Source organism: Streptomyces roseicoloratus (assembly GCF_004117935.1).
Lineage (GTDB): Bacteria > Actinomycetota > Actinomycetes > Streptomycetales > Streptomycetaceae > Streptomyces > Streptomyces roseicoloratus.
In genome coordinates this window covers 28,362-47,726 of sequence record NZ_SDOY01000130.1, presented here as the reverse complement: position 1 = coordinate 47,726, position 19,365 = coordinate 28,362, and the positions used below count along the sequence as shown (strand labels likewise).

21 protein-coding genes and 1 tRNA gene are annotated in these 19,365 nt (G+C 72.9%); 16 read left to right on the top strand and 6 right to left on the bottom strand.

What is annotated here, in order from left to right; translation table 11 throughout:
- Together ESG85_RS19240 and ESG85_RS19235 are read right to left on the bottom strand one after the other, a co-directional pair.
- Nucleotides 1-768: sensor histidine kinase (locus ESG85_RS19240; protein ID WP_181019067.1), on the bottom strand; the 768-nt coding region annotated here is incomplete at its 3' end.
- A gap of 240 nt (nt 769-1,008) precedes the next feature.
- Complete coding sequence (locus tag ESG85_RS19235) at nt 1,009-2,196, bottom strand: sensor histidine kinase (RefSeq protein WP_128980878.1); 1,188 nt, start codon at nt 2,194-2,196, stop codon at nt 1,009-1,011.
- Between the two features lie 295 nt (nt 2,197-2,491).
- Here ESG85_RS19235 and ESG85_RS19225 point away from each other — a divergent pair, with 295 nt between their 5' ends.
- The 14 genes from ESG85_RS19225 (at nt 2,492) to ESG85_RS19155 (ending at nt 15,698) form a co-directional block, all read left to right on the top strand.
- A complete protein-coding gene (locus ESG85_RS19225; protein WP_128980884.1) occupies nt 2,492-2,872 on the top strand; it encodes an NADH-quinone oxidoreductase subunit A in 381 nt (126 codons plus the stop codon).
- On the top strand, nt 2,863-3,450 hold the full coding sequence (locus tag ESG85_RS19220) for an NADH-quinone oxidoreductase subunit B (RefSeq protein ID WP_128980876.1): 588 nt from the start codon (nt 2,863-2,865) through the stop codon (nt 3,448-3,450). Before ESG85_RS19225 ends, ESG85_RS19220 begins: the two co-directional genes overlap by 10 nt.
- Nucleotides 3,447-4,775, top strand: a complete 1,329-nt coding sequence (locus ESG85_RS19215; RefSeq protein ID WP_164986272.1) for an NADH-quinone oxidoreductase subunit C — start codon at nt 3,447-3,449, stop codon at nt 4,773-4,775. Before ESG85_RS19220 ends, ESG85_RS19215 begins: the two co-directional genes overlap by 4 nt.
- Nucleotides 4,772-5,740, top strand: coding sequence for a complex I subunit 1/NuoH family protein (locus tag ESG85_RS19210; protein WP_128980874.1), 969 nt, complete (start codon nt 4,772-4,774; stop codon nt 5,738-5,740). Before ESG85_RS19215 ends, ESG85_RS19210 begins: the two co-directional genes overlap by 4 nt.
- Nucleotides 5,740-6,474 (top strand): NuoI/complex I 23 kDa subunit family protein, encoded by a 735-nt coding sequence (locus ESG85_RS19205; RefSeq protein WP_246095158.1) that lies wholly within the window; start codon nt 5,740-5,742, stop codon nt 6,472-6,474. The genes ESG85_RS19210 and ESG85_RS19205 overlap by 1 nt, the downstream gene beginning before the upstream one ends.
- Complete coding sequence (locus ESG85_RS19195; protein WP_128980872.1) at nt 6,471-7,025, top strand: NADH-quinone oxidoreductase subunit J family protein; 555 nt, start codon at nt 6,471-6,473, stop codon at nt 7,023-7,025. The genes ESG85_RS19205 and ESG85_RS19195 overlap by 4 nt, the downstream gene beginning before the upstream one ends.
- Nucleotides 7,025-7,396, top strand: coding sequence for an NADH-quinone oxidoreductase subunit NuoK (nuoK, locus tag ESG85_RS19190; protein WP_128980870.1), 372 nt, complete (start codon nt 7,025-7,027; stop codon nt 7,394-7,396). The genes ESG85_RS19195 and nuoK overlap by 1 nt, the downstream gene beginning before the upstream one ends.
- On the top strand, nt 7,393-9,417 hold the full coding sequence (locus ESG85_RS19185) for an NADH-quinone oxidoreductase subunit 5 family protein (RefSeq protein ID WP_128980868.1): 2,025 nt from the start codon (nt 7,393-7,395) through the stop codon (nt 9,415-9,417). Before nuoK ends, ESG85_RS19185 begins: the two co-directional genes overlap by 4 nt.
- A gap of 27 nt (nt 9,418-9,444) precedes the next feature.
- A complete protein-coding gene (locus ESG85_RS19180; RefSeq protein WP_181019068.1) occupies nt 9,445-10,998 on the top strand; it encodes a complex I subunit 4 family protein in 1,554 nt (517 codons plus the stop codon).
- Nucleotides 10,995-12,512 carry an NADH-quinone oxidoreductase subunit N gene (locus ESG85_RS19175; RefSeq protein ID WP_128980864.1) on the top strand — a complete coding sequence of 506 codons (1,518 nt, stop codon included), beginning with the start codon at nt 10,995-10,997 and terminating at the stop codon, nt 12,510-12,512. The genes ESG85_RS19180 and ESG85_RS19175 overlap by 4 nt, the downstream gene beginning before the upstream one ends.
- Before the next feature lie 79 nt (nt 12,513-12,591).
- Nucleotides 12,592-13,062, top strand: coding sequence for a large conductance mechanosensitive channel protein MscL (gene mscL, locus ESG85_RS19170; protein WP_128980862.1), 471 nt, complete (start codon nt 12,592-12,594; stop codon nt 13,060-13,062).
- A gap of 179 nt (nt 13,063-13,241) precedes the next feature.
- The gene (htpX, locus tag ESG85_RS19165) at nt 13,242-14,105 is read left to right on the top strand and encodes a zinc metalloprotease HtpX (RefSeq protein ID WP_128980860.1); all 864 of its coding nucleotides are present in this window, start codon (nt 13,242-13,244) and stop codon (nt 14,103-14,105) included.
- Nucleotides 14,102-14,509 carry a YccF domain-containing protein gene (locus tag ESG85_RS19160; RefSeq protein ID WP_128980858.1) on the top strand — a complete coding sequence of 136 codons (408 nt, stop codon included), beginning with the start codon at nt 14,102-14,104 and terminating at the stop codon, nt 14,507-14,509. Before htpX ends, ESG85_RS19160 begins: the two co-directional genes overlap by 4 nt.
- Before the next feature lie 187 nt (nt 14,510-14,696).
- Entirely contained in the window at nt 14,697-15,698 is a 1,002-nt protein-coding gene (locus tag ESG85_RS19155; RefSeq protein ID WP_128980856.1) for a barstar family protein, read from the top strand.
- Here the strand turns inward: ESG85_RS19155 and ESG85_RS19150 are convergent.
- Nucleotides 15,664-16,896, bottom strand: coding sequence for an APC family permease (locus tag ESG85_RS19150; protein WP_128980854.1), 1,233 nt, complete (start codon nt 16,894-16,896; stop codon nt 15,664-15,666). The two genes, ESG85_RS19155 and ESG85_RS19150, sit on opposite strands and share 35 nt — an antisense overlap.
- Before the next feature lie 57 nt (nt 16,897-16,953).
- On the opposite strand from ESG85_RS19150, the gene ESG85_RS19145 reads away from it, so the two are divergent.
- Nucleotides 16,954-17,223, top strand: a complete 270-nt coding sequence (locus ESG85_RS19145; protein WP_128980852.1) for a GlsB/YeaQ/YmgE family stress response membrane protein — start codon at nt 16,954-16,956, stop codon at nt 17,221-17,223.
- 7 nt (nt 17,224-17,230) lie between these two features.
- Here the strand turns inward: ESG85_RS19145 and ESG85_RS19140 are convergent, their stop codons facing one another.
- The 3 genes from ESG85_RS19140 to ESG85_RS19130 all read right to left on the bottom strand — a co-directional run bounded on the left by ESG85_RS19140 (nt 17,231) and on the right by ESG85_RS19130 (nt 18,980).
- Nucleotides 17,231-17,887 carry an alpha-ketoglutarate-dependent dioxygenase AlkB family protein gene (locus tag ESG85_RS19140; RefSeq protein ID WP_128980850.1) on the bottom strand — a complete coding sequence of 219 codons (657 nt, stop codon included), beginning with the start codon at nt 17,885-17,887 and terminating at the stop codon, nt 17,231-17,233.
- The gene (locus ESG85_RS19135) at nt 17,884-18,408 is read right to left on the bottom strand and encodes a methylated-DNA--[protein]-cysteine S-methyltransferase (protein WP_128980848.1); all 525 of its coding nucleotides are present in this window, start codon (nt 18,406-18,408) and stop codon (nt 17,884-17,886) included. Before ESG85_RS19135 ends, ESG85_RS19140 begins: the two co-directional genes overlap by 4 nt.
- Before the next feature lie 80 nt (nt 18,409-18,488).
- Nucleotides 18,489-18,980 carry a YajQ family cyclic di-GMP-binding protein gene (locus tag ESG85_RS19130; protein ID WP_128980846.1) on the bottom strand — a complete coding sequence of 164 codons (492 nt, stop codon included), beginning with the start codon at nt 18,978-18,980 and terminating at the stop codon, nt 18,489-18,491.
- 170 nt (nt 18,981-19,150) lie between these two features.
- Between ESG85_RS19130 and ESG85_RS19125 the strand changes: the two genes are divergently transcribed.
- Nucleotides 19,151-19,232 (top strand) — tRNA-Tyr (locus ESG85_RS19125).
- Nucleotides 19,233-19,365 lie beyond the last annotated feature (133 nt).

Sequence of the window (19,365 nt, the reverse complement as noted above, 5' to 3'; positions counted from 1 at the left end):
GGCCACCAGCCGGGCCTGCGCGCCGTCGTGCAGGTCGCGCTCGATGCGGCGCAGGTCGGCGGCGGCCGTGTCCACGACCACGCCGCGGTCCGACTCCAGCTCCGTCACCCGGCTCGCCAGCCGCGACGGGCCGAGCAGCCCCGACACCATCAGCCGGTCGACCGCCACCAGACCGCGCAGCACCCACGGCCCGACCAGCACGAAGAGCAGACCCACCCCGCAGGTCACCCCGATCTCGAACGGCGAGTCCAGATAGACGCTGCGCGTCTCGTCCCCGTAGATCTGGAGGCCGTCCTGGCCCGCGTACAGGGGGAACACCCACTGCCACAGCGGGTACGTGAACAGGCTCCAGCCCCAGGCCCACAGCGCCACCACGAGGGTGAAGGAGAACACCGCCCACGGGAAGTGCAGCAGCGAGTAGAGCAGGTGCCGCCAGGACGCCCCGCTCTTCAGCGTCGCGCCCATCCACGACAGCGCCCCGCCCGTACGGCCCCGGGCCGGCTCCGGCGCCCGTACCTCCAGGCCCAGCATCCCGCGCGCCCGTGCCCGCTCCACGGCGCCGAAGCCCCGGGAGACGGTGAGCGCCCCGGCGAGCACCGGGATGCCGAGGAACGTGACGAGCAGCCCGGCACCGGCCGAGATCAGGGTGACGGCGAGGCAGAAGGAGGCGACGCTCAGCGGGAAGCCGGTCAGGACGTAGCCCAGCTCGCGCCAGGTGCGGCCCTCGAAGGGCGCGCGGAGGCCGGCGGGCAGGGAAGGGGAAGCCATCGGAGATCCGTTTCTGCGCGGGGGCTCGGTGGGGCTCGGTGGGCTGGATGGGCCCTGTGGGCTGGGTGGGCTGGATGGGCTCTGTGGGCCTATGGGCTCTGCGGGGCTCTGCGGGGCTTTGTGAGGCTCTGCGGGGCTCTTCTCACGCGAGGCGAGCGGGAAGCCCCGTGTCCTCCAGCCTTCCGGGAAGGAAGGGGCGGCACCATGAGGCGGGTCGGCGTCTGCGGCGGGGGGTTTTCCCTACCGTGCGCCGTTACGGCCCGCGCCGCTCCGGTCCTGGCCGTCGCGGTTCCGCCAGGGCAGTTCCGCCGTGACGGTGGTCGGGCCGCCGGCGGGGGAGTCGACGGCGAGGACGCCGTCGACGGCGCCGAGGCGTTCGGCCAGGCCGGCGAGACCGCTGCCGGCGGCCGGGTCGGCGCCGCCCAGGCCGTCGTCGCGCACCTGGAGCATCAGCCGCTCCTCCGTCCGCCACACCTCCACCGAGGCCGACCGCCCCCGGGAGTGCTTGGAGACGTTCTGCAGCAGCTCCGACACCGTGAAGTACGCGATGCCCTCGATCGCCTCCGCCGGACGCTCCGCCAGGTCGACCGAGACCTTCACCGGCACGGTGCAGCGCGCGGCGACCGACGAGAGCGCGGCGTCGAGGCCGCGGTCGGTCAGGACCGCCGGGTGGATGCCGCGCGCCAGGTCCCGCAGCTCCTGCAGGGCCAGCTTCACCTCGCCGTGCGCCTCGTCGACCATCACCGCCGCCGCCCGCGGATCCCGCGCCAGCTTCTCCTTCGCCAGGCCCAGGTCCATCGCCAGGGCCACCAGCCGGGCCTGCGCGCCGTCGTGCAGGTCGCGCTCGATGCGGCGCAGGTCGGCGGCGGCCGTGTCCACGACCACGCCCCGGTCCGACTCCAGCTCGGCGATCCGCCGCTCCAGCTCGTCCGACGGCGACAGCAGCCCGCGCACCATCGCCCGGTCGGCGTTGGCGAGACCACGCGCCACGAACGGCAGCACCGGCCACAGCACCACCAGCGACACCAGCGTCACCGTGAAGGTCAGCACACCCCACGGCAGCCGGATGAAGCCGTACAGCTGGCTGCGCCACGCCACCGGGTCCTTCAACTGCGCCCACAGCCACGGCAGGAAGCCGTCCCGGTGCGGCAGCCGGCTCGGGGAGTCCACCCGCACCCCGAGCAGCGCCCGCGCCCGGGCCCGCTCCGAGCGGCCCATCCCGCGCGCCCCGGCGAGCCCCAGCGCGAGCAGCGGCAGACCGACGACGGTCACCGCCAGTCCCACGCCCAGGGCGATCGTCACCACCGCGTACACGAAGCCGGCGAGCGCGCACGGCAGATCGGCGAGGAGGTGCGCGACCTCCTTCCAGGTGTGCCGCCCGTAGGCGAGGCGGGCGGGCGGCGGCGGGGTGTCGGGGTTGCTGCTCATGGGACCAAGGCTGCCGGTCGCGGACCGTGACACGCCATGGGGGAGGTGGCCGGAGCGCAGGGGGGATAACCCCACCCGCGACTGCTTACGCCGCCTTTAGCAGGGCCTAGACTCGCGTCCGTACAGAGGAATGAGACACCGAGACCGAGGGGCGGACGTGCGCGAACCGACCGTTGTCGCGGCGAACCACTTCGCGACGCATGCGACGCCCGCGGCGCCTGCGACGTACGCCGCGGACAGTCTCGCGGTGCCCGCGGCACCCGCAGCGGGCCCCGTCACGACGTCCGCGACGCACATGACGCACGCCGCGGACTACTACGCGACCTATTCCGTCGTCGGCCTGCTCGCCGTCCTCGGCGTGCTCTTCGTCGCCGTCGCCTTCGGCGCCGGGCGCCTGCTGCGCCCCGTCGTGCCGACCCCCGAGAAGCTCCTCACCTACGAGTGCGGCGTCGACCCGGTGGGCGAGGGCTGGGCCCACACCCAGGTCCGCTACTACGTCTACGCCTTCCTCTACGTGATCTTCGCCGTCGACTCGATCTTCCTCTTCCCCTGGGCCACGGTCTTCGCCGCGCCCGGCTACGGGGCGACGACCCTGGTCGAGATGTTCGTCTTCCTCGGCTTCCTGGCCGTGGGACTGCTCTACGCGTACAAGAAGGGCGTCCTGGCATGGATGTGACACCCCTGCCCGCCCCCACCCTCGGCCCGTTGGCCCGGCTGGCGCCCGAGCCGATGAAGGTGGTCCTGAACTGGGGCCGCCGCTACAGCCTGTGGGTCTTCAACTTCGGCCTCGCCTGCTGTGCGATCGAGTTCATCGCCGCGTCGATGGCCCGGCACGACTTCATCCGGCTCGGCGTGATCCCCTTCGCGCCGGGTCCGCGCCAGGCCGACCTCATGATCGTCTCGGGCACGGTCACCGACAAGATGGCGCCGGCGGTCAAGCGGCTGTACGAGCAGATGCCGGAGCCGAAGTACGTCATCTCCTTCGGCGCCTGCTCGAACTGCGGCGGCCCGTACTGGGACTCGTACTCCGTCACCAAGGGCGTGGACCAGATCATCCCGGTCGACGTCTACGTGCCGGGCTGCCCGCCGCGGCCGGAAGCGCTGCTCCAGGGCATCCTCAAGCTCCAGGAGAAGATCGCGCAGGAGAGCCTGGGCGAGCGGTACGGCGCGGGCGCGCCGTCGGTCGCGCAGCTCACCAGCGGCCTGGTGCAGCCCCCGAAGCCGGCCGGACCGGCGGGAGGCGAGGACCGGTGAACGCGTACGACCCGCACGCCTACGACACCCACGCGTACGACGCCCTGCCCGACTCCGTCACCGAGATCTTCGGCGAGGAGGCGACGGCGGAGCGGGCGTACGACCTGCTGACGGTCGACGTCCCGACGGCGTCGTGGATCGCGGCGCTGGAGATCGCACGGGACAAGCTGGGGCTGACCTACTTCGACTGGCTGAGCGCGGTCGACGAGCCGGGCACCGGCTTCCGCGTGTCCGCACACGTCGCGTCCGTGGACCGGGGCAACGTCCGCCGCCTCCTCGTCCGCACGACCGTCCCGCACTCCGCGCCGTCCCTGCCGTCGGCGGTGGAGGTGTACGCGGGGGCCGCGTGGCACGAGCGCGAGACGTACGAGATGTTCGGCGTGACGTTCACGGACCACCCGCACCTGGTGCACCTCCTCCTCCCGGAGAACTTCGAGGGCCACCCGCTGCGCAAGGACTTCGTGCTCGCCGCGCGCGTCGCGAAGGCGTGGCCCGGCGCCAAGGAACCGGGCGAGTCGCACGACCCGAACGCCCCGAAGCGCCGCCAGATGCTGCCGCCGGGCGTCCCGGACCCCAACGACTGGGGCCCCCTCAAGGGCCAGCTCCCGCCGGCCCCGTCCCGCCCCGCCCGCGGCGCGGCAGCGGCCGGCGACCGCCCGGCCCGCCGCACCCGCACGGCGGCGGAGGCCACCACTCCGCGCCGCACCCGCACGGCAGGCGAGGGCTTGGCGAGCCGGCGGCCCGAGGCGGCCGCCGCCCCGTCGCCCACGGCACCGACGCCCGCCGCTCCGGAAACCTCCACCGCGTCGCCCGAGGCAGCCTCGCCCGAGGCCACGGCCCCCGCCACGGGTACCGCCCCCGCGCCGGCCCCGGCGGGCCCGCGCCGTAACCGTTCGGCGAGCGCGGGCTCGGCGAGCCAGCGCGCGGAGGCCGCCCCCGAGGGAGGCGCGCCGGAGTCCCCGGTGGCCCCGGCGGGCCCGCGCCGCACCCGGTCGGCGAGCGCGGGCTCGGCGAGCCAGCGCACGGAGGCCGCCCCGGAGGGAGGCGCGCCGACCGAGCGCTCCGCGCCGCCGCGCACCCGCAGCTCCGACGCCCCGTGGCACCACGCCCGCCCGGCCTTCGACGAGGAGCAGCCGGCCAAGCCCGAGACCCCGCCCCCGCCCGCCGAGGGCGAAGCCCCGGCGAAGGTCCCGGCCCCCGAGGCCGAGGGCGACGCCGCCGAGCCCACCCCCGGTGCCAAGTCCACCGGGGACCCCGACCCCACTCCCGACCGCACCCCCGGCGCCAAGCCCACCCCGGACCCCGACGGAGGCGATTCCGCGTGAACGACGTACTCGACGTCGCCCTCCGGCTGCTCGTCGTCTTCGCCGTGTTCCTCGTGCTGCCGCTCGTCGTCGGGCAGACCGAACACAAGGTCATGGCCCATATGCAGGGCCGCCTCGGGCCCATGTACGCCGGCGGGTTCCACGGGTGGGCACAGCTCGTCGCGGACGGGGTGAAGTTCGCGCAGAAGGAGGACGTCGTCCCGAAGGACGCCGACCGGCGGGTGTTCCAGCTCGCGCCGGCCGTCGCCCTCCTCCCGTACCTCCTCGTCCTCGTCGCCATCCCCATCGGCCCCGGCGAGGGCGCCGTCGGCCGGGTCGTCGACGCGGGCATCTTCTTCGTGCTCGCCGTGATGGGCATCGGCGTGCTCGGCAGCCTCATGGCCGGCTGGGCGTCCGCCAACAAGTTCAGCCTCCTCGGCGCGCTCCGCACCGTCGCCCAGCTCCTCGCGTACGAGCTGCCGATGCTGCTCGCCGCCGCGTCCGTCGCGATGGCGGCCGGCACCGTGTCCCTGCCCGGCATCCTCGACGCGTTCGCGTGGTGGTGGGTGCCCTGGCAGATCGTCGGCGCCCTGGTGTTCTTCACGGCCGGTCTCGCCGAGCTCCAGCGGCCGCCGTTCGACATGCCCGTCGCCGACTCGGAGATCATCTTCGGCGCGTACACCGAGTACACCGGCCTCCGCTTCGCGCTGTTCCTGCTCGCCGAGTACGCCGGCATCGTCGTCCTCTGCGGCCTCACCACCGTCCTGTTCCTCGGCGGCTGGCACGGCCCCGGCGGCGCCGACGGCCTCGGCTGGGTCTGGACCCTGCTCAAGACCGCCGTCCTGGCCTTCGTCGTGATCTGGCTCCGGGTGACCTACCCGCGCCTGCGCGAGGACCAGCTGCAGAAGCTGGCCTGGACGACGCTCGTCCCGCTCGCCCTCGCGCAGATCGCGCTCACCGGCATCGTGAAGGTGGCGATCCAGTAATGCCCATCCCCGGTTCCGGCCTCGCCAAGGGGCTCGCCGTCACCCTGCGCACGATGACGCGCAAGTCCGTCACCGCGCAGTACCCGGACGTCCAGCCCGAGCTGCCGCCCCGCACCCGGGGCGTCATCGGGCTGTTCGAGGAGAACTGCACGGTGTGCATGCTGTGCGCCCGTGAGTGCCCCGACTGGTGCATCTACATCGACTCCCACAAGGAGACGGTCCCGGCCGCCGTGCCCGGCGGGCGCGAGCGCAGCCGCAACGTCCTCGACCGGTTCGCCATCGACTTCTCGCTCTGCATGTACTGCGGGATCTGCATCGAGGTGTGCCCGTTCGACGCGCTGTTCTGGTCGCCGGAGTTCGAGTACGCGGAGACCGAAATCCACGAGCTGACGCACGAGCGCGACAAGCTCCGCGAGTGGATGTGGACGGTGCCGGAGCCGCCGGCGCTCGACCCGCGCGCGGAGGAGCCGAAGGAGATCGCCGCCGCGCGCAAGGCGGCGGAGAAGGCCCAGGCCGCCGCCGAAGCCGCAGCCGCGGCGGAAGCCGAAGCCCGGGCCGCCGCCGAGGCCTCCGCCCAGGCGGAGGCTTCCGAGGCCGCTGCCCAGACCCAGGCGGAGACCCAGACCCAGGCAGAGGCCCAGACCCAGTCAGAGGCCCACACCCAGGCGGAGCCCCACACCCAGGCGGAGCCCCAGGCCCCGCAGCGGCCCGAGCAGCAGGAGGGACCGCAGTGAGCCTCGCCGCACAGGCCGCCGGGCACGGCTTCCTCTCGCCGACCGGCGTCGAGATCGCCTTCCTCCTCGTCGGCCTCGTCACCCTCGGCGCCGCCCTCGTCACCGTCACCACCCGGCAGCTCGTCCACGCCGCCCTGTGGCTGGTCGTGGCGCTCGGCGGGCTCGCCGTCGAGTACCTGCTGCTGACCGCCGAGTTCATCGCCTGGGTGCAGGTGCTGATCTACGTCGGCTCCGTCGTCGTCCTCCTCCTCTTCGGACTCATGCTCACCAAGGCCCCCATCGGCCGCTCCCCGGACGCCGACTCCGGCAACCGGCCCGTCGCCCTCGCCGTGGCGCTCGCCGCCGCCGCGGCCCTCGTCTGGGTGGTCGTGGACGCGTTCCGCACCACTTGGATCGACCTCGACGGGCCCGCGCAGGGCTCCACCCGGGTGTCCGGCGAGATCCTCTTCCGGCACTGGGTGCTGCCCTTCGAGGCGCTGTCGGTGCTGCTGCTCGCCGCCCTCGTCGGCGCCATCGTCCTGTCCCGGAAGAAGAACGGGGAGGAAGGCTGATGCACCTCGCCTACCCGGCCGTCCTCGCCGCGCTGCTCTTCTCCGTCGGCCTGTACGGAGTCCTCGCCCGCCGCAACGCGATCCTGGTCCTGATGTCCGTCGAGCTCATGCTCAACGCCGTCAACCTCAACCTGGTCGCCTTCGACGTCTGGCTCCGCGACACCCTGCACGCGGGCCAGGCACTCACCCTCTTCACCATCGCCATCGCCGCCGCGGAGATCGGCATCGGTCTCGCGATCGTCCTCATGGTGTACCGCAACCGCGGCACCTCCGACGTCGACCGCCTCCGCGACACCAGCGAAACGGACGACGAGACGCCCACCGCCGACGGCACGCCGTCCGCCGACGAGAAGGCCGAGGCCACCGCGTGACCACCACGACCCTCGCCGTTCTCGTCCCCCTCCTTCCCTTCCTCGGCTCCGCCGCCGGCCTGCTCCTCGGCCGCACCGCGCCCGGCTTCGTCCGCCCGCTCGCCGTGCTGCCGACCCTCGCCGCCGCCGTGCTCGCCGTGCTCGTCGCCGCCCGCCAGGGCGGCGGCAAGGCCGTCGACGCCGCCACCCAGCTCACCCCCACCGGCTCGGTCCCGATCGACCTCGCCCTGCACATCGACGGCTTCGCCGCCGTCGTCGCCGTCCTCGTCGGCGTCGTCGCCACCTGCGTGCAGATCTACTCGACCGGCTACCTCCGCCACGACCCGCGCTACCCCTCGTACGCCGCGCTGGTCTCCCTCTTCACCGCCGCGATGCTGCTCGTCGTCTACTCCGGCGACCTGATGGTCCTCCTGGTCGGCTGGGAGGTCATGGGCATCTGCTCGTACTTCCTCGTCGGGCACTACTGGGAGACGCCGGAGGCCCGCTCGGCCTCCCTCAAGGCCTTCCTCGTCACCAAGCTCGGCGACGTGCCCTTCCTCATCGGCCTGTTCGCGCTGGCCGCCGACGCGGGCACCTTCCGGATCACCGGCGTGCTCGGCGCCGTCACGAGCGGCGCGCTCGACCACCCCACCCTCGTGGCGCTGCTGCTCCTCGCGGGCGTGGCCGGCAAGTCCGCGCAGTTCCCGCTGCACACCTGGCTCCCCGACGCCATGGCCGGCCCCACCCCGGTGTCCGCCCTCATCCACGCGGCCACCATGGTCGCCGCCGGCATCTACTTCGTCGCCCGGCTCCTGCCCGTCTTCGCCGCCTCCGCCGCCGCGCTGACCGTGCTCGCCGTCATGGCCGCCGTCACCATGGTCGGCTCGGCGCTCGCCGCACTCGCCCAGGACGACATCAAGCGCGTCCTCGCCTACTCGACGATCGGCCAGCTCGGCTACATGGCCGGCGCCCTCGCCGTCGCCGACCGCGGCGCCGCCGTCTTCCACCTCCTGTCGCACGGCGCCTTCAAGGCGCTGCTCTTCCTCGCCGCCGGCGCGGTCATCCACGCCGCCGGCACCAACTCGCTCACGGCGATGTCCCGCATGAGCGGACTCACCCAGCGCATCCCGGACGCCTACTGGACGATGACCGTCGGCCTGCTCGCGCTCGCCGCGATCCCGCCCTTCGCCGGCTTCTTCTCCAAGGAAGCCGTCCTCGTCGCCGCCGAGCACACCGCCACCGGCGACCACACCGCAGCCCCGGCCGGCGCCGGCTGGATCGTCCTCGTCGCCGGACTCCTGACCGCGCTGCTCACCGCCGCGTACGCGATGCGGCTGTGGCTGCTCGCCTTCCGCGGCCGCGGCGCCGAAGCCCCCGACCACGGGCGCCAGCCGATCCAGATGACCACCGTCCTGTGGGTGCTCGCCGTCCCCTCCCTCGGCTTCGGCCTCACCGCCGCCTACCTCGACGACTGGTTCGACGGAAACGCACTGACCCCGACCCTCACCACCGCCGTCCTCGGCACCGGCCTCGCCGTCGTCGGCGCCGCCGTCACCTACGCCGTACGCAGCACGCTCCTCGCGCGCACCGCACCGCCCCCGGCCGCCCCCGCCGGCGCCACGCCCGTACCCGCCGCGGGCCCCGCCGCGGCGCCCACGGTCGCCCACCCCGACGCCGAGGCCGGCCAGGTCGAGGCCGAGGCCCTGGACCTGCCGCACCCGGCGGCCGACCCGGCCGACCCCGGCCGCGCCCTGCTCGGCCCGCTGCACCGGCCCGCAGCCGACGGCTTCCACCTCGACGCCGTCTACCGCGCCGCCTTCGTCCGCCCCGTGCTCGCCGCCGCCTCCCTGGTCCGCTTCCTGGACCGCGAGGTCGTCGACACCTACGTACGCGGCGCGGGCGACAGCGCCAAGGGCCTCGGATGGCTCGTCCGCCGCGCCCAGACCGGCAACGTGCAGACCTACCTCAGCGCGCTGCTCGCCGGCTCCGTCGTCCTGGCGGTCGTCGCCGTCGTCCTCGCCAACGCCGCCGCCGGAGCGTGAGCCGTGATCGATATCAGCGAATCCGTGATGCAGTTCCTTCTCGCATCGATCGTCGCCGGCCCGCTCCTCGGCGCCGCGGCCGCCCTCCTGCCCGCCCCGCCCGGACTGAAGGGGAAGTCACCGGAGCAGGCCGTCCTCCGCCACGGCGTGACCGTCACCGGCGTCATCCTGCTCGCCGCGATCGTCCTCACCCTCGGCTTCGACCACGACCACCCGTCGACGATGCAGGCCACCACGGACATCACGTGGATCAAGGCACTCGACGTGCGGATCCACCTCGGTGTCGACGGCATCTCGCTCCCCCTCCTGCTCCTGACCGCGCTGCTGGCCTTCCTCTGCGCGCTGTACTCGTACTTCAAGCAACCGCAGGGCCCGTCCCCCCGGGCCTTCGTCGCCCTGCTCCTCGTCCTCGAGTCCGGCACCCTCGCGACCTTCGCCGTCCTCGACCTCGTCCTCTTCTTCCTGGCCTTCGAGACCGTCCTCGTCCCGATGTACTTCCTCATCGCCCGCTGGGGCGGCGAGGGCAGGCAGGCCGCCGCCTGGAAATTCATCCTCTACACGCTGCTCGGCTCCGTCGTCATGCTGCTCGGCCTGCTCCTCATCGGCGTGAAGGCGGGCACGTTCGACATGGTGGCACTCGCCACTGACAACGGCCGCGGGCTGACCACGTCCGTCCAGGTCATCGCCGTTCTGGCGATCGGGATCGGGCTCGCCGTGAAGACCCCGATGTGGCCGCTGCACAGCTGGCTGCCCGACGCCCACACCGCCGCCCCGACGGTCGGCTCCGTGCTCCTCGCCGGCGTGCTCCTGAAGATGGGCACCTACGGGTTCGTCCGCATCGCGCTGCCGATCACCCCCGACGGCATGCGGACGTTCGCCCCCTACCTCGCCGCCTTCGCCGTCGCCGGCATCATCTACGGGTCCCTCGCCTGCCTCGCCCTGGCCAGGCCCGGCAACAAGGGCGACCTCAAGCGGCTCATCGCCTACTCCTCCGTCGGCCACATGGGCTTCGTCCTGCTCGGCATCGCCACCATGACGCCCACCGGCGTCAACGGCGCCCTGTTCGCCAACATCGCCCACGGCCTCATCACCGGCCTCCTCTTCTTCCTCGTCGGCGCCCTCAAGGACCGCTACGGCACCGCCGACCTCGACACCCTCGCCGGCGCCACCGGCGCCGCCCTCTACGGCCGCGCCCCCCGCCTCGGCGCCCTCCTCGCCTTCGCCGCCGTCGCCTCGCTCGGCCTGCCCGGCCTCGCCGGCTTCTGGGGCGAGATGCTCGCCCTGTTCGGCGCCTTCGAACCGGCCGCCGGCCTCAGCAGGCCCGCGTTCCTCACCTTCATGGCGATCGGCGCGTTCGGCACCCTCCTCACCGCCGCCTACCTCCTCGTCGTCGTCCGACGCGTCTGCATGGGCGGCCCCCGCCCGGCCGGCGAGACCGCCCTCGCCGACGTCCAGGGCTACGAGCTCGCCGCCTGGACCCCGCTCGTCGCCCTCACCGTCCTCGCCGGACTGTGGCCCGCGGTCCTCCTCGGCCTCACCGACCCGGCCGTCCAGCAGCTCCTCGCGGGAGGCACCAAGTGAGCCCAGAGACCGCCACGGCCGCGGCACCCAGCCTCGTCCAGTCCGTCGACTGGCTGGCCATCGCCCCGCCCACCCTCACCGCCCTGGTCGCGCTCGTCGTCCTCGTCGCCGACCTGTTCGTCCCGGCGGCCCGCAAACAGCTCCTCGGCTGGACCTCCGTCGCCGGACTCGTCGCCGCCGTCGCCCTGCTCGTACCCCTGCGCGAAGGCGACCGCTCCACCTTCTGCCTCACCGCCGACACCCAGCTGCGCGCCTGCAGCTACACCGCCGACCACTTCACCCTGGTCATCCAGTTCCTGGTGCTCGGCGGCGCGCTCGTCACCGCGCTGCTCTCGATCGCCGACACCCGCGACCGGCTCCCCGCCGGCGAGTACTGGTTCCTGCTGCTGTCCTCCGCGGCCGGCGCCGCCCTGCTGCCCGCCTCCCGCGACCTCGCCACCCTCGTCGTCGCCCTCGAAGTCGCCTCGCTGCCCGCGTTCGCGCTCGTCGGCCTGCGCCGCGGCGACCGGATGTCCAGCGAGTCCGCCCTCAAGTTCTTCCTGTCCTCCGTCACCGCCACCGCCGTCACCCTGCTCGGCGTCAGCTTCGTCTACGCGGCGACCGGCACCCTCCACCTCACCGAGGTCGCCCAGCGCCTCGGCGACGTGCCCGGACAGCTCCAGACCCTCGCCCAGACCGGCGTCGTCCTCACCCTCGTCGGCTTCGTCTTCAAGACGGCCGTCGTGCCCTTCCACTTCTGGGTGCCCGACACCTACGTCGGCGCGCCGCTGCCCGTCGCCGCCTACCTCTCCGTGGTCGGCAAGGCCGTCGGCTTCACCGGCCTCATCCTCGTCACCGTCGTCGCCTTCCCGTCGTACGCCGACGTGTGGGGCCCCGCGCTCGCCGTGCTCGCCGCGCTCACCATGACCGTCGGCAACGTCGGCGCCCTGCGCCAGGCCTCCACGCGCGCGTGGAGCGCGGTACGGCTGCTCGCCTGGTCGTCCGTCGCCCAGGCCGGCTACCTCCTGGTGCCGATCGCCGCCGCCGCGTACTCCGGCGACGACCAGATCGGCGCGACCGTCGCGTACGCCCTCATGTACGCCGTCGTGAACCTCGGTGCCTTCGCGGTCGTCGCCGTCGTCGCCCGTACCCACCCGGAGAACCGCATCGCCGACCACCGGGGCCTGTACGCGGCGCATCCCGCCGCCGCCCTCGCGCTCGGCTTCTTCCTCCTGAACCTGGCCGGACTGCCCCCGGGTATCATCGGCCTCTTCACGAAGGTGACCGTCTTCTCGGCGGCCGTCGACGCGGGCCTCGGCTGGCTCGCCGTGATCATGGGCGTCAACGTCGTGATCGGTCTCTTCTACTACCTGCGGTGGACGGCGCTGCTGTTCCGCGGGCCGGAAGGCGAGACCGTACGGCACCGGGCCCCCGCCCCGGTCACCGTGGCCGTCGCGCTCACCGCCGTCGCGGGCGTCGTGCTGTCGGGCTACCCGCAGCTCGCCCTCCGCTTCGCGTCGAACACCCTCTTCTGAGACCGCCCCCTCTTTCCGACCCCACGACCCCACTACGCTTACCCCCCCCACAAGCAGAACCCTCCAAGGAGCAGGACCCGTGCTGAACGGTTTCAAGGACTTCATACTTCGCGGCAACGTCGTCTCCATGGCCATCGGCCTGGCCGTCGGCTCCGCGTTCACCGCCGTCGTGACCGGCTTCAGCAAGGCGTTCATCACCCCGCTCATCGGTCTGGCCACCGGCTCGGTCGGCGACTTCAGCGAGGCGAAGTTCACCGTCGGCAAGACCGTCTTCCCGTACGGCCTGGCGATCGCCGCCGCCATAGCGTTCGTGATCACCGCCGCCGTCCTCTACTTCCTGATCGTCGTCCCCATGGGGAAGATCCAGGAGCGGTTCGCCAGGGAAGAGGCACTGGACCCGAAGTCGGAGAAGCGCGACTGCCCCCGCTGCTTCACCGAGATCCCGGCCATCGCCTCCCGCTGCGGCCACTGCACCAGCGAGGTCGAGCCCGTCGCCGACGCCCTCCTGAAGGCCGGCCTGGACAAGGTCACCATCCCGGTCGCCCGCTAGGGCGTCCGTCCGGCCCCAGGCCCCCAGGCCCCCAGGCCCCCCGGGCCCACTCACCCGAACGGCGCACAGCGTCGCCCCGGCGCGGCCGGGGAACCCGTACCTCCCGCATGGCGTTGACCAGAAAGGGAGGGTCCACTGGACAGAAGGGTTCCCCTGCCGCACCACATGGAGGGCGTACCGTGCACCGCCGGCACAACGGGCTGAGGACCGCCGTACTCCTCGGAGGGCTCTCCGCCCTCATCATCGTCATCGGCAGCTTCTTCGGGCGCACCGGCCTGATCGTCGCGCTCGTCGTGGCGCTCGGCACCAACGCGTACGCCTACTGGAACAGCGACAAGCTCGCCCTGCGCGCCATGCGGGCCCGGCCGGTGAGCGAGTTCGAGGCCCCCGCCCTCTACCGGATGGTCCGCGAGCTCTCCACACAGGCCCGCCAGCCCATGCCCAGGCTGTACATCTCACCCACCCAGGCGCCCAACGCCTTCGCGACCGGCCGCAACCCGCGCAACGCGGCCGTGTGCTGCACCGAGGGCATCCTCGCGATCCTCGACGAGCGCGAGCTGCGCGGCGTCATCGGCCACGAGCTGAGCCACGTCTACAACCGGGACATCCTGATCTCGTCGGTCGCCGGAGCCCTCGCCTCCGTGATCCTCTTCCTGGTCAACTTCGCCTGGCTGATCCCCCTGGGCCGCTCCGACGACGACGACGGCCCCGGCCTGCTCGGCATGCTGCTCATCATGATCCTGGGCCCCATCGCCGCCTCCGTCATCCAGCTGGCCATCTCCCGCTCCCGCGAGTACGAGGCCGACGCCTCCGGCGCCCAGCTCACCGGCGACCCGCTCGCCCTCGCGAGCGCCCTGCGCAAGCTGGAGGCGGGCACCAAGCAGCTCCCGCTGCCGCCCGAGCCCCGGATCGAGACCGCGAGCCACATGATGATCGCCAACCCCTTCCGTCCGGGACAGGGACTGTCCAGGATGTTCTCCACCCACCCGCCGATGGCGGAGCGCATCGCCCGGCTCGAACAGATGGCAGGTCACCGCCCGTGAAGACGATCCTGAACGTCATATGGCTGATCCTGTGCGGATTCTGGATGTTCCTCGGCTACCTGCTGGCCGGCGTCCTGCTCTGCATCACGATCATCGGCATCCCCTTCGGACTCGCCGCGTTCCGCATCGGCCTCTACGCCCTGTGGCCCTTCGGCCACACCGTCGTCGACCGACGCGACGCCGGCGCCCCGTCCTGCGTCGGCAACGTGCTGTGGCTGATCCTCGCCGGCTGGTGGCTGGCCCTCGGCCACATCACCACCGGCATCGCCCTCTGCCTCACGATCATCGGCATCCCCCTGGGCATCGCCAACTTCAAGCTGATCCCCGTCTCCCTCCTCCCCCTGGGCAAGGAAATCGTCCCCACGGACCAGGCCTACGCCGCGTACGGCTACAACGTCCGCTGAACCCCCGCCCCGACGGGACGCGGGCGTGCCCGCCCCGACGGGACGCGGGCGTGCCCGCCCCGACGGGACGCGGGCGTGCCCGCCCCGACGGGACGCGGGCGTGCCCGACCCGGCGGGCGAAGAAGGGCGCGCCCGGCCGGGAAAAACGAACCGGACGGAACCCCGGCGGCCCGTCTAGGATCCGCCCGTGCAGCACCCCCGATACGCCCTCATGTCCGGCCCGGACGCCGTCGCCCTGTGCAAGGACGTCCGAGGCCTCTACGGCGAGCCCGCGCACCCCGCCCGCGCCGTTCACGAACTACGCGACTGCCGACCGGACGGCGACCTGGCCCGCGCCGTCGCCCAGGCCACCGCCGAAGGCACCGCGCCCTTCGGCACCCTGCACCTCCGCACGCGCGACGGCCGGGCGTCCTTCCTCGACGGCGTACGGGTCCTCGGCGCGCACGGCGACACCGTCACCGTCGAATCGAACGGCGGCCCGCGCCGCTCGTACGCCTGGCCCTCCGTCCACTGCGCGGACCTGGTCCGGATCTCGCCGCCCGAGCCCCCGGAGCGCACCCATGCGGACGTCACCTTCCTCGGATGCTCCCCGCGCGGCGCACTCCGCGACGCGATCGCCGCCGGCGCACCCGAGTTCGAGACGGTCCGCTACCAGGTCCTCGACAGCGTCGGGAACGGACAGCACGAGGACACGGCCGGCCCCGTCGTCGCCTGGGACACCTCGGCCACCCACCACGGGCTGCTCGACCTGACGGTCAGCTTCCCCCGCGCGGGCCTGATACCGCCCGGGAGACGGGAGGTCTGGGACCTCTTCCACGGCTACGAGGGCCCCGCCGAGCCCGGCACCTGGCGCCGCTTCACCGGCGCCGACCGCGTCGCCTGGATGGACCTCGCCCTCCGGCGACGCCATCGGGCCCCCGAGGTCACCCCCGGAGCCACGTACCACCTCGACGGCCGTGACGTCATCGACGAGGACACCTTCTCCTGCGCACTGGGCGAGGCGGTCCTCGGCCCCGGCCACCGCCTCATGGAGGAGGACCTGGGCGGCATCACCCTGGTCTGGCACCACTCCGACGTCGCCCGGGCCTGCCTCGGCGTCCTGCCGTTCGCCGGGCGACGCCTTCCCGAGACCTTCCGGCAGATCGTCGACGGCCTCAGGGACGAGGGGGTCCAGGTCGTCCTCGACTGACCGCGTGGGCCACCACCCCCACCGCCAGCACACCGAGCCCCGCGAGCACGGCCTCCGGCGGCAACGAGAACGCCAGCGCCCCACAACCCGCCAGGCCCAGCACGGCCAGCGGCCGCTCCCGGCGCCCCAGCGTCCACGCCGACGCGTTCGCGATCCCGTAGTAGACCAGCACCGCGAACGACGAGAAGCCGATCGCGCCCCGCACGTCCGCCGTCGCCGCCACCACCGCCACCACCGCGCCGACCGCGAGCTCCGCGTGGTGCGGCACCCGGGAACGCGGATGGACGGCGGCGAGCGTCGCCGGCAGATGACCGTCCCTGGCCATCGCCAGCGTCGTCCGCGACACGCCCAGGATCAGCGAGAGCAGCGAGCCCAGCGCGGCGACCGCCGCGCCCACCGTCACCACCGTCACCAGCCAGTCCGCACCGGCCGCCCGCGCCGCGTCCGCCAGCGGGGCGGGGGACGCCGCCAGACCCCCCGGACCCAGCACGCCGAGCACGGTCACGGCCACGGCCGCGTAGACGACCAGCGCGACACCGAGCGCGATCGGCACCGCCCGCGGGATCGTCCGCTCCGGATCCCTGACCTCCTCGCCGAGCGTCGCGATCCGCGCGTACCCGGCGAACGCGAAGAACAGCAGCCCCGCGGCCTGCAGCACACCACCCGTCGGCACGTCCCCGCCGAGCGCGAGCCGGCCCGCCTCCCCGGCCCCGGCGGCGGCCACCACCACCGCCGCGAGGACGGCGAGCACGACCGCGACGATCACCCGGGCGAGCAGCGCGGACTTCTGCACGCCCGCGTAGTCGACGGCCGTCAGGACCACGACCGCGGCGACCGCCACCGCGTGGGCGTGATCGGGCCACACGTACGCCCCGACCGTGAGCGCCATCGCCGCGCACGAAGCCGTCTTGCCCACGACGAACGCCCAGCCCGCGAGATACCCCCAGAACGCGCCGAGCCGCTCCCGCCCGTACACGTACGTGCCACCGGAAGCCGGATAGCGGGCCGCCAGCCGGGCCGAGGCCATCGCGTTGCAGTAGGCCACGACGGCGGCCACGCCGAGCGCCGGAAGCAGCCCGGGGCCGGCCGCCCGTGCCGCGGGCCCCAGCGCCGCGAAGATCCCGGCGCCGACCATCGAGCCGAGCCCGATCACGACGGCGTCGAACACTCCGAGAGTGCGGCGCAGTTCCTGTGTCATGCCCCGCACACTAGGGGGTGCGGCAACCGCCCGGGACCGCCGGGCGTCCTCCTGGACATGCACATCATCAGCTGGATAGTTCTCGGCCTGCTCGCCGGAGTCATCGCCAAGGTCCTGCTCCCGGGCCGCGACCCGGGCGGCCTCATCGGCACGACGGTCATCGGCGTCGTCGGCGCGTTCCTCGGCGGCTGGCTGTCCGCCCGCTTCCTGGACCGCCCCATCACCCGGGACTTCTACGACGGCGCGACCTGGCTGTCGGCCATCGGCGGCTCGCTGGTGCTGCTGATCGGCTACCGCATCCTCTTCGGCCACTCGCGCGAGCGCTGAGGGCCGCCTACAGTCCGGTCTCCCGCAGGGTGATGTTGAGCCGCCCGGCGAGCCCGAGACCGGGCTCGGCACTGCCCGCGTACACCTTGGGCACCCCGTGGTACGCGAGACGCGACGGCCCGCCGAAGACGAGCAGGTCACCGGAGACCAACTCCACGTCGGTCCAGGGCCGTCCACGGCTCTCGGTGTTCCCGAGCCGGAACACACAGGTGTCGCCCATGCTCAACGACACGACAGGAGCGGGCGACCGCTCCTCCTTGTCCTGGTGCATGCCCATCTTCGCGCCGTCGGCATAGAAGTTCACCAGCGCGGTGTCGGGCGCGAAGCCGCCGTACGTCTCGTCCGCCCCGTACGTCTCGTCCGCACCGTACGCCTCCGCCACCGCCGCCCGCCCCAACCCGACCAGCCACTCCGGCAGTTCGAGCAGATTCTCCTCGGGCTCGAGGTACCGGTACGGCACCCAGCGCCGCCCGAGACACAGCGAGCGCACCGACATCACCCCGCCACCGGGCAGGACCGTGTGCTCGTACGACACCGGACCGCGCCCGAACTCCCGGCAGGCCGCCACCAGTTCGCGCTGCCGCGCGAACGACAGCCAGCCGGGCACGTGCACCACGCCGGGCGCCGGCTCGCTCCGCTCACGCGCGAACAGCCCGTCGGTCACGCCCGTCGGCCGCCGTTCGCCACAACCCCTTCGAGCGCGAGCAGCCGCTCCTTGCGCTCGAGCCCGGCCGCGTAACCGCGCAGGCTGCCGTCGGCACCGATCACCCGGTGGCAGGGCCGCACCACCAGCAGCGGATTGCGCCCGATCGCGGTGCCCACGGCCCGCACACCGGCCCCGGACGCCCCGACCCGACGGGCGATGTCCCCGTACGAGACGGTCGACCCGTACGGGATCTCCTCCAGCGCCGTCCAGACGGCGCGCTGGAAGTCGGTCCCGGACTCCTCGCACGGGATGTCGAAACCCTCACGCCGTCCGGCGAAGTACGCGCCGAGCTGCGCCGCGACCCCTGTGAACGCCGCAGGGTCGCACGTCCAGCCGTCCTGGACGCGGACCCCGCCCTTCTGCCCCTCCAGCGACAGCGACCGCAGCACGAGGGAACCCCCGTCGGCGACCCGCCCCACCAGGAGCATCGCGCCGAGGGGGCCGTCGACGTGGGCGTAGAGAGTGCTGTTCGTCGTCATACGTCCAGTGTGCGAGCCCGACCCGCAGTCGGGCTGGCGGTTTTCGGACACGACCCTGGAAGCCAGGGCCGCGAAGGGTCCTACCGGTAGTTCACGAACTGCAGGGCGAAGTCGAAGTCCTTGCCCTTGAGCAGCGCGATGATCGCCTGCAGGTCGTCCCGGCTCTTCGAGCTGACCCGCAGCTCGTCGCCCTGGACCTGCGCCTTGACGCCCTTGGGGCCCTCGTCGCGGATGACCTTGGCGACCTTCTTCGCGTTCTCCTGGGAGATGCCCTCCTGGATGGAGGCGAAGAGCTTGTACTCCTTGCCGGACAGCTGCGGCTCGCCCTCCACGTCCAGCGACTTCAGCGAGATGCCCCGCTTGATCAGCTTGGACTGGAAGATGTCGAGGATCGCCTTGACCCGCTCCTCGCCGTTCGCCTGCATCAGGATCTTCTCGCCCGACCAGGAGATCGAGGCGTTGGTGCCCTTGAAGTCGTAGCGCTGCGTGATCTCCTTGGCGGCCTGGTTGAGGGCGTTGTCGACCTCCTGCCGCTCGACCTTGGAGACGATGTCGAAACTGGAGTCGGCCATGAGGTGAGGCTCCTTGCTCGGATGCGTTGGGTACAGCACAAAGCGTAGCCACCCGCACCGCCGCCAACCCGTGATCCATCAGGTGGCGGAGCACCCCTGGGGATCGGGTATTGTTTACGTCGTTGCCAGGGAGCGCGGCCGAGAAAGCGGCTCCGAGGCATCAATCCCATGGCGGTGTGCCCGAGTGGCCAATGGGAGCGGACTGTAAATCCGTCGGCGTAGCCTACCCAGGTTCGAATCCTGGCGCCGCCACTGTGGAAGAACGGCCCCTGATCTGCGGAAACGCGGAGCGGGGGTCGTTTTGTTATCCACCTGGGACAGGGTCGAGCGGCCTCGCTCTGACCGCCTGACCGCCGAACCCCGGTGTGACCACGGCTCGGCTGAG

Coding starts and splice junctions, on each gene's coding strand:
- ESG85_RS19235 (WP_128980878.1), bottom strand. CDS start 2,196: ATGAGCAGCAACCCCGACACCCCGCCGCCGCCCGCCCGCCTCGCCTAC.
- ESG85_RS19225 (WP_128980884.1), top strand. CDS start 2,492: ATGACGCACGCCGCGGACTACTACGCGACCTATTCCGTCGTCGGCCTG.
- ESG85_RS19220 (WP_128980876.1), top strand. CDS start 2,863: ATGGATGTGACACCCCTGCCCGCCCCCACCCTCGGCCCGTTGGCCCGG.
- ESG85_RS19205 (WP_246095158.1), top strand. CDS start 5,740: ATGCCCATCCCCGGTTCCGGCCTCGCCAAGGGGCTCGCCGTCACCCTG.
- nuoK (WP_128980870.1), top strand. CDS start 7,025: ATGCACCTCGCCTACCCGGCCGTCCTCGCCGCGCTGCTCTTCTCCGTC.
- ESG85_RS19180 (WP_181019068.1), top strand. CDS start 9,445: ATGCAGTTCCTTCTCGCATCGATCGTCGCCGGCCCGCTCCTCGGCGCC.
- ESG85_RS19150 (WP_128980854.1), bottom strand. CDS start 16,896: ATGACACAGGAACTGCGCCGCACTCTCGGAGTGTTCGACGCCGTCGTG.
- ESG85_RS19145 (WP_128980852.1), top strand. CDS start 16,954: ATGCACATCATCAGCTGGATAGTTCTCGGCCTGCTCGCCGGAGTCATC.
- ESG85_RS19135 (WP_128980848.1), bottom strand. CDS start 18,408: ATGACGACGAACAGCACTCTCTACGCCCACGTCGACGGCCCCCTCGGC.
- ESG85_RS19130 (WP_128980846.1), bottom strand. CDS start 18,980: ATGGCCGACTCCAGTTTCGACATCGTCTCCAAGGTCGAGCGGCAGGAG.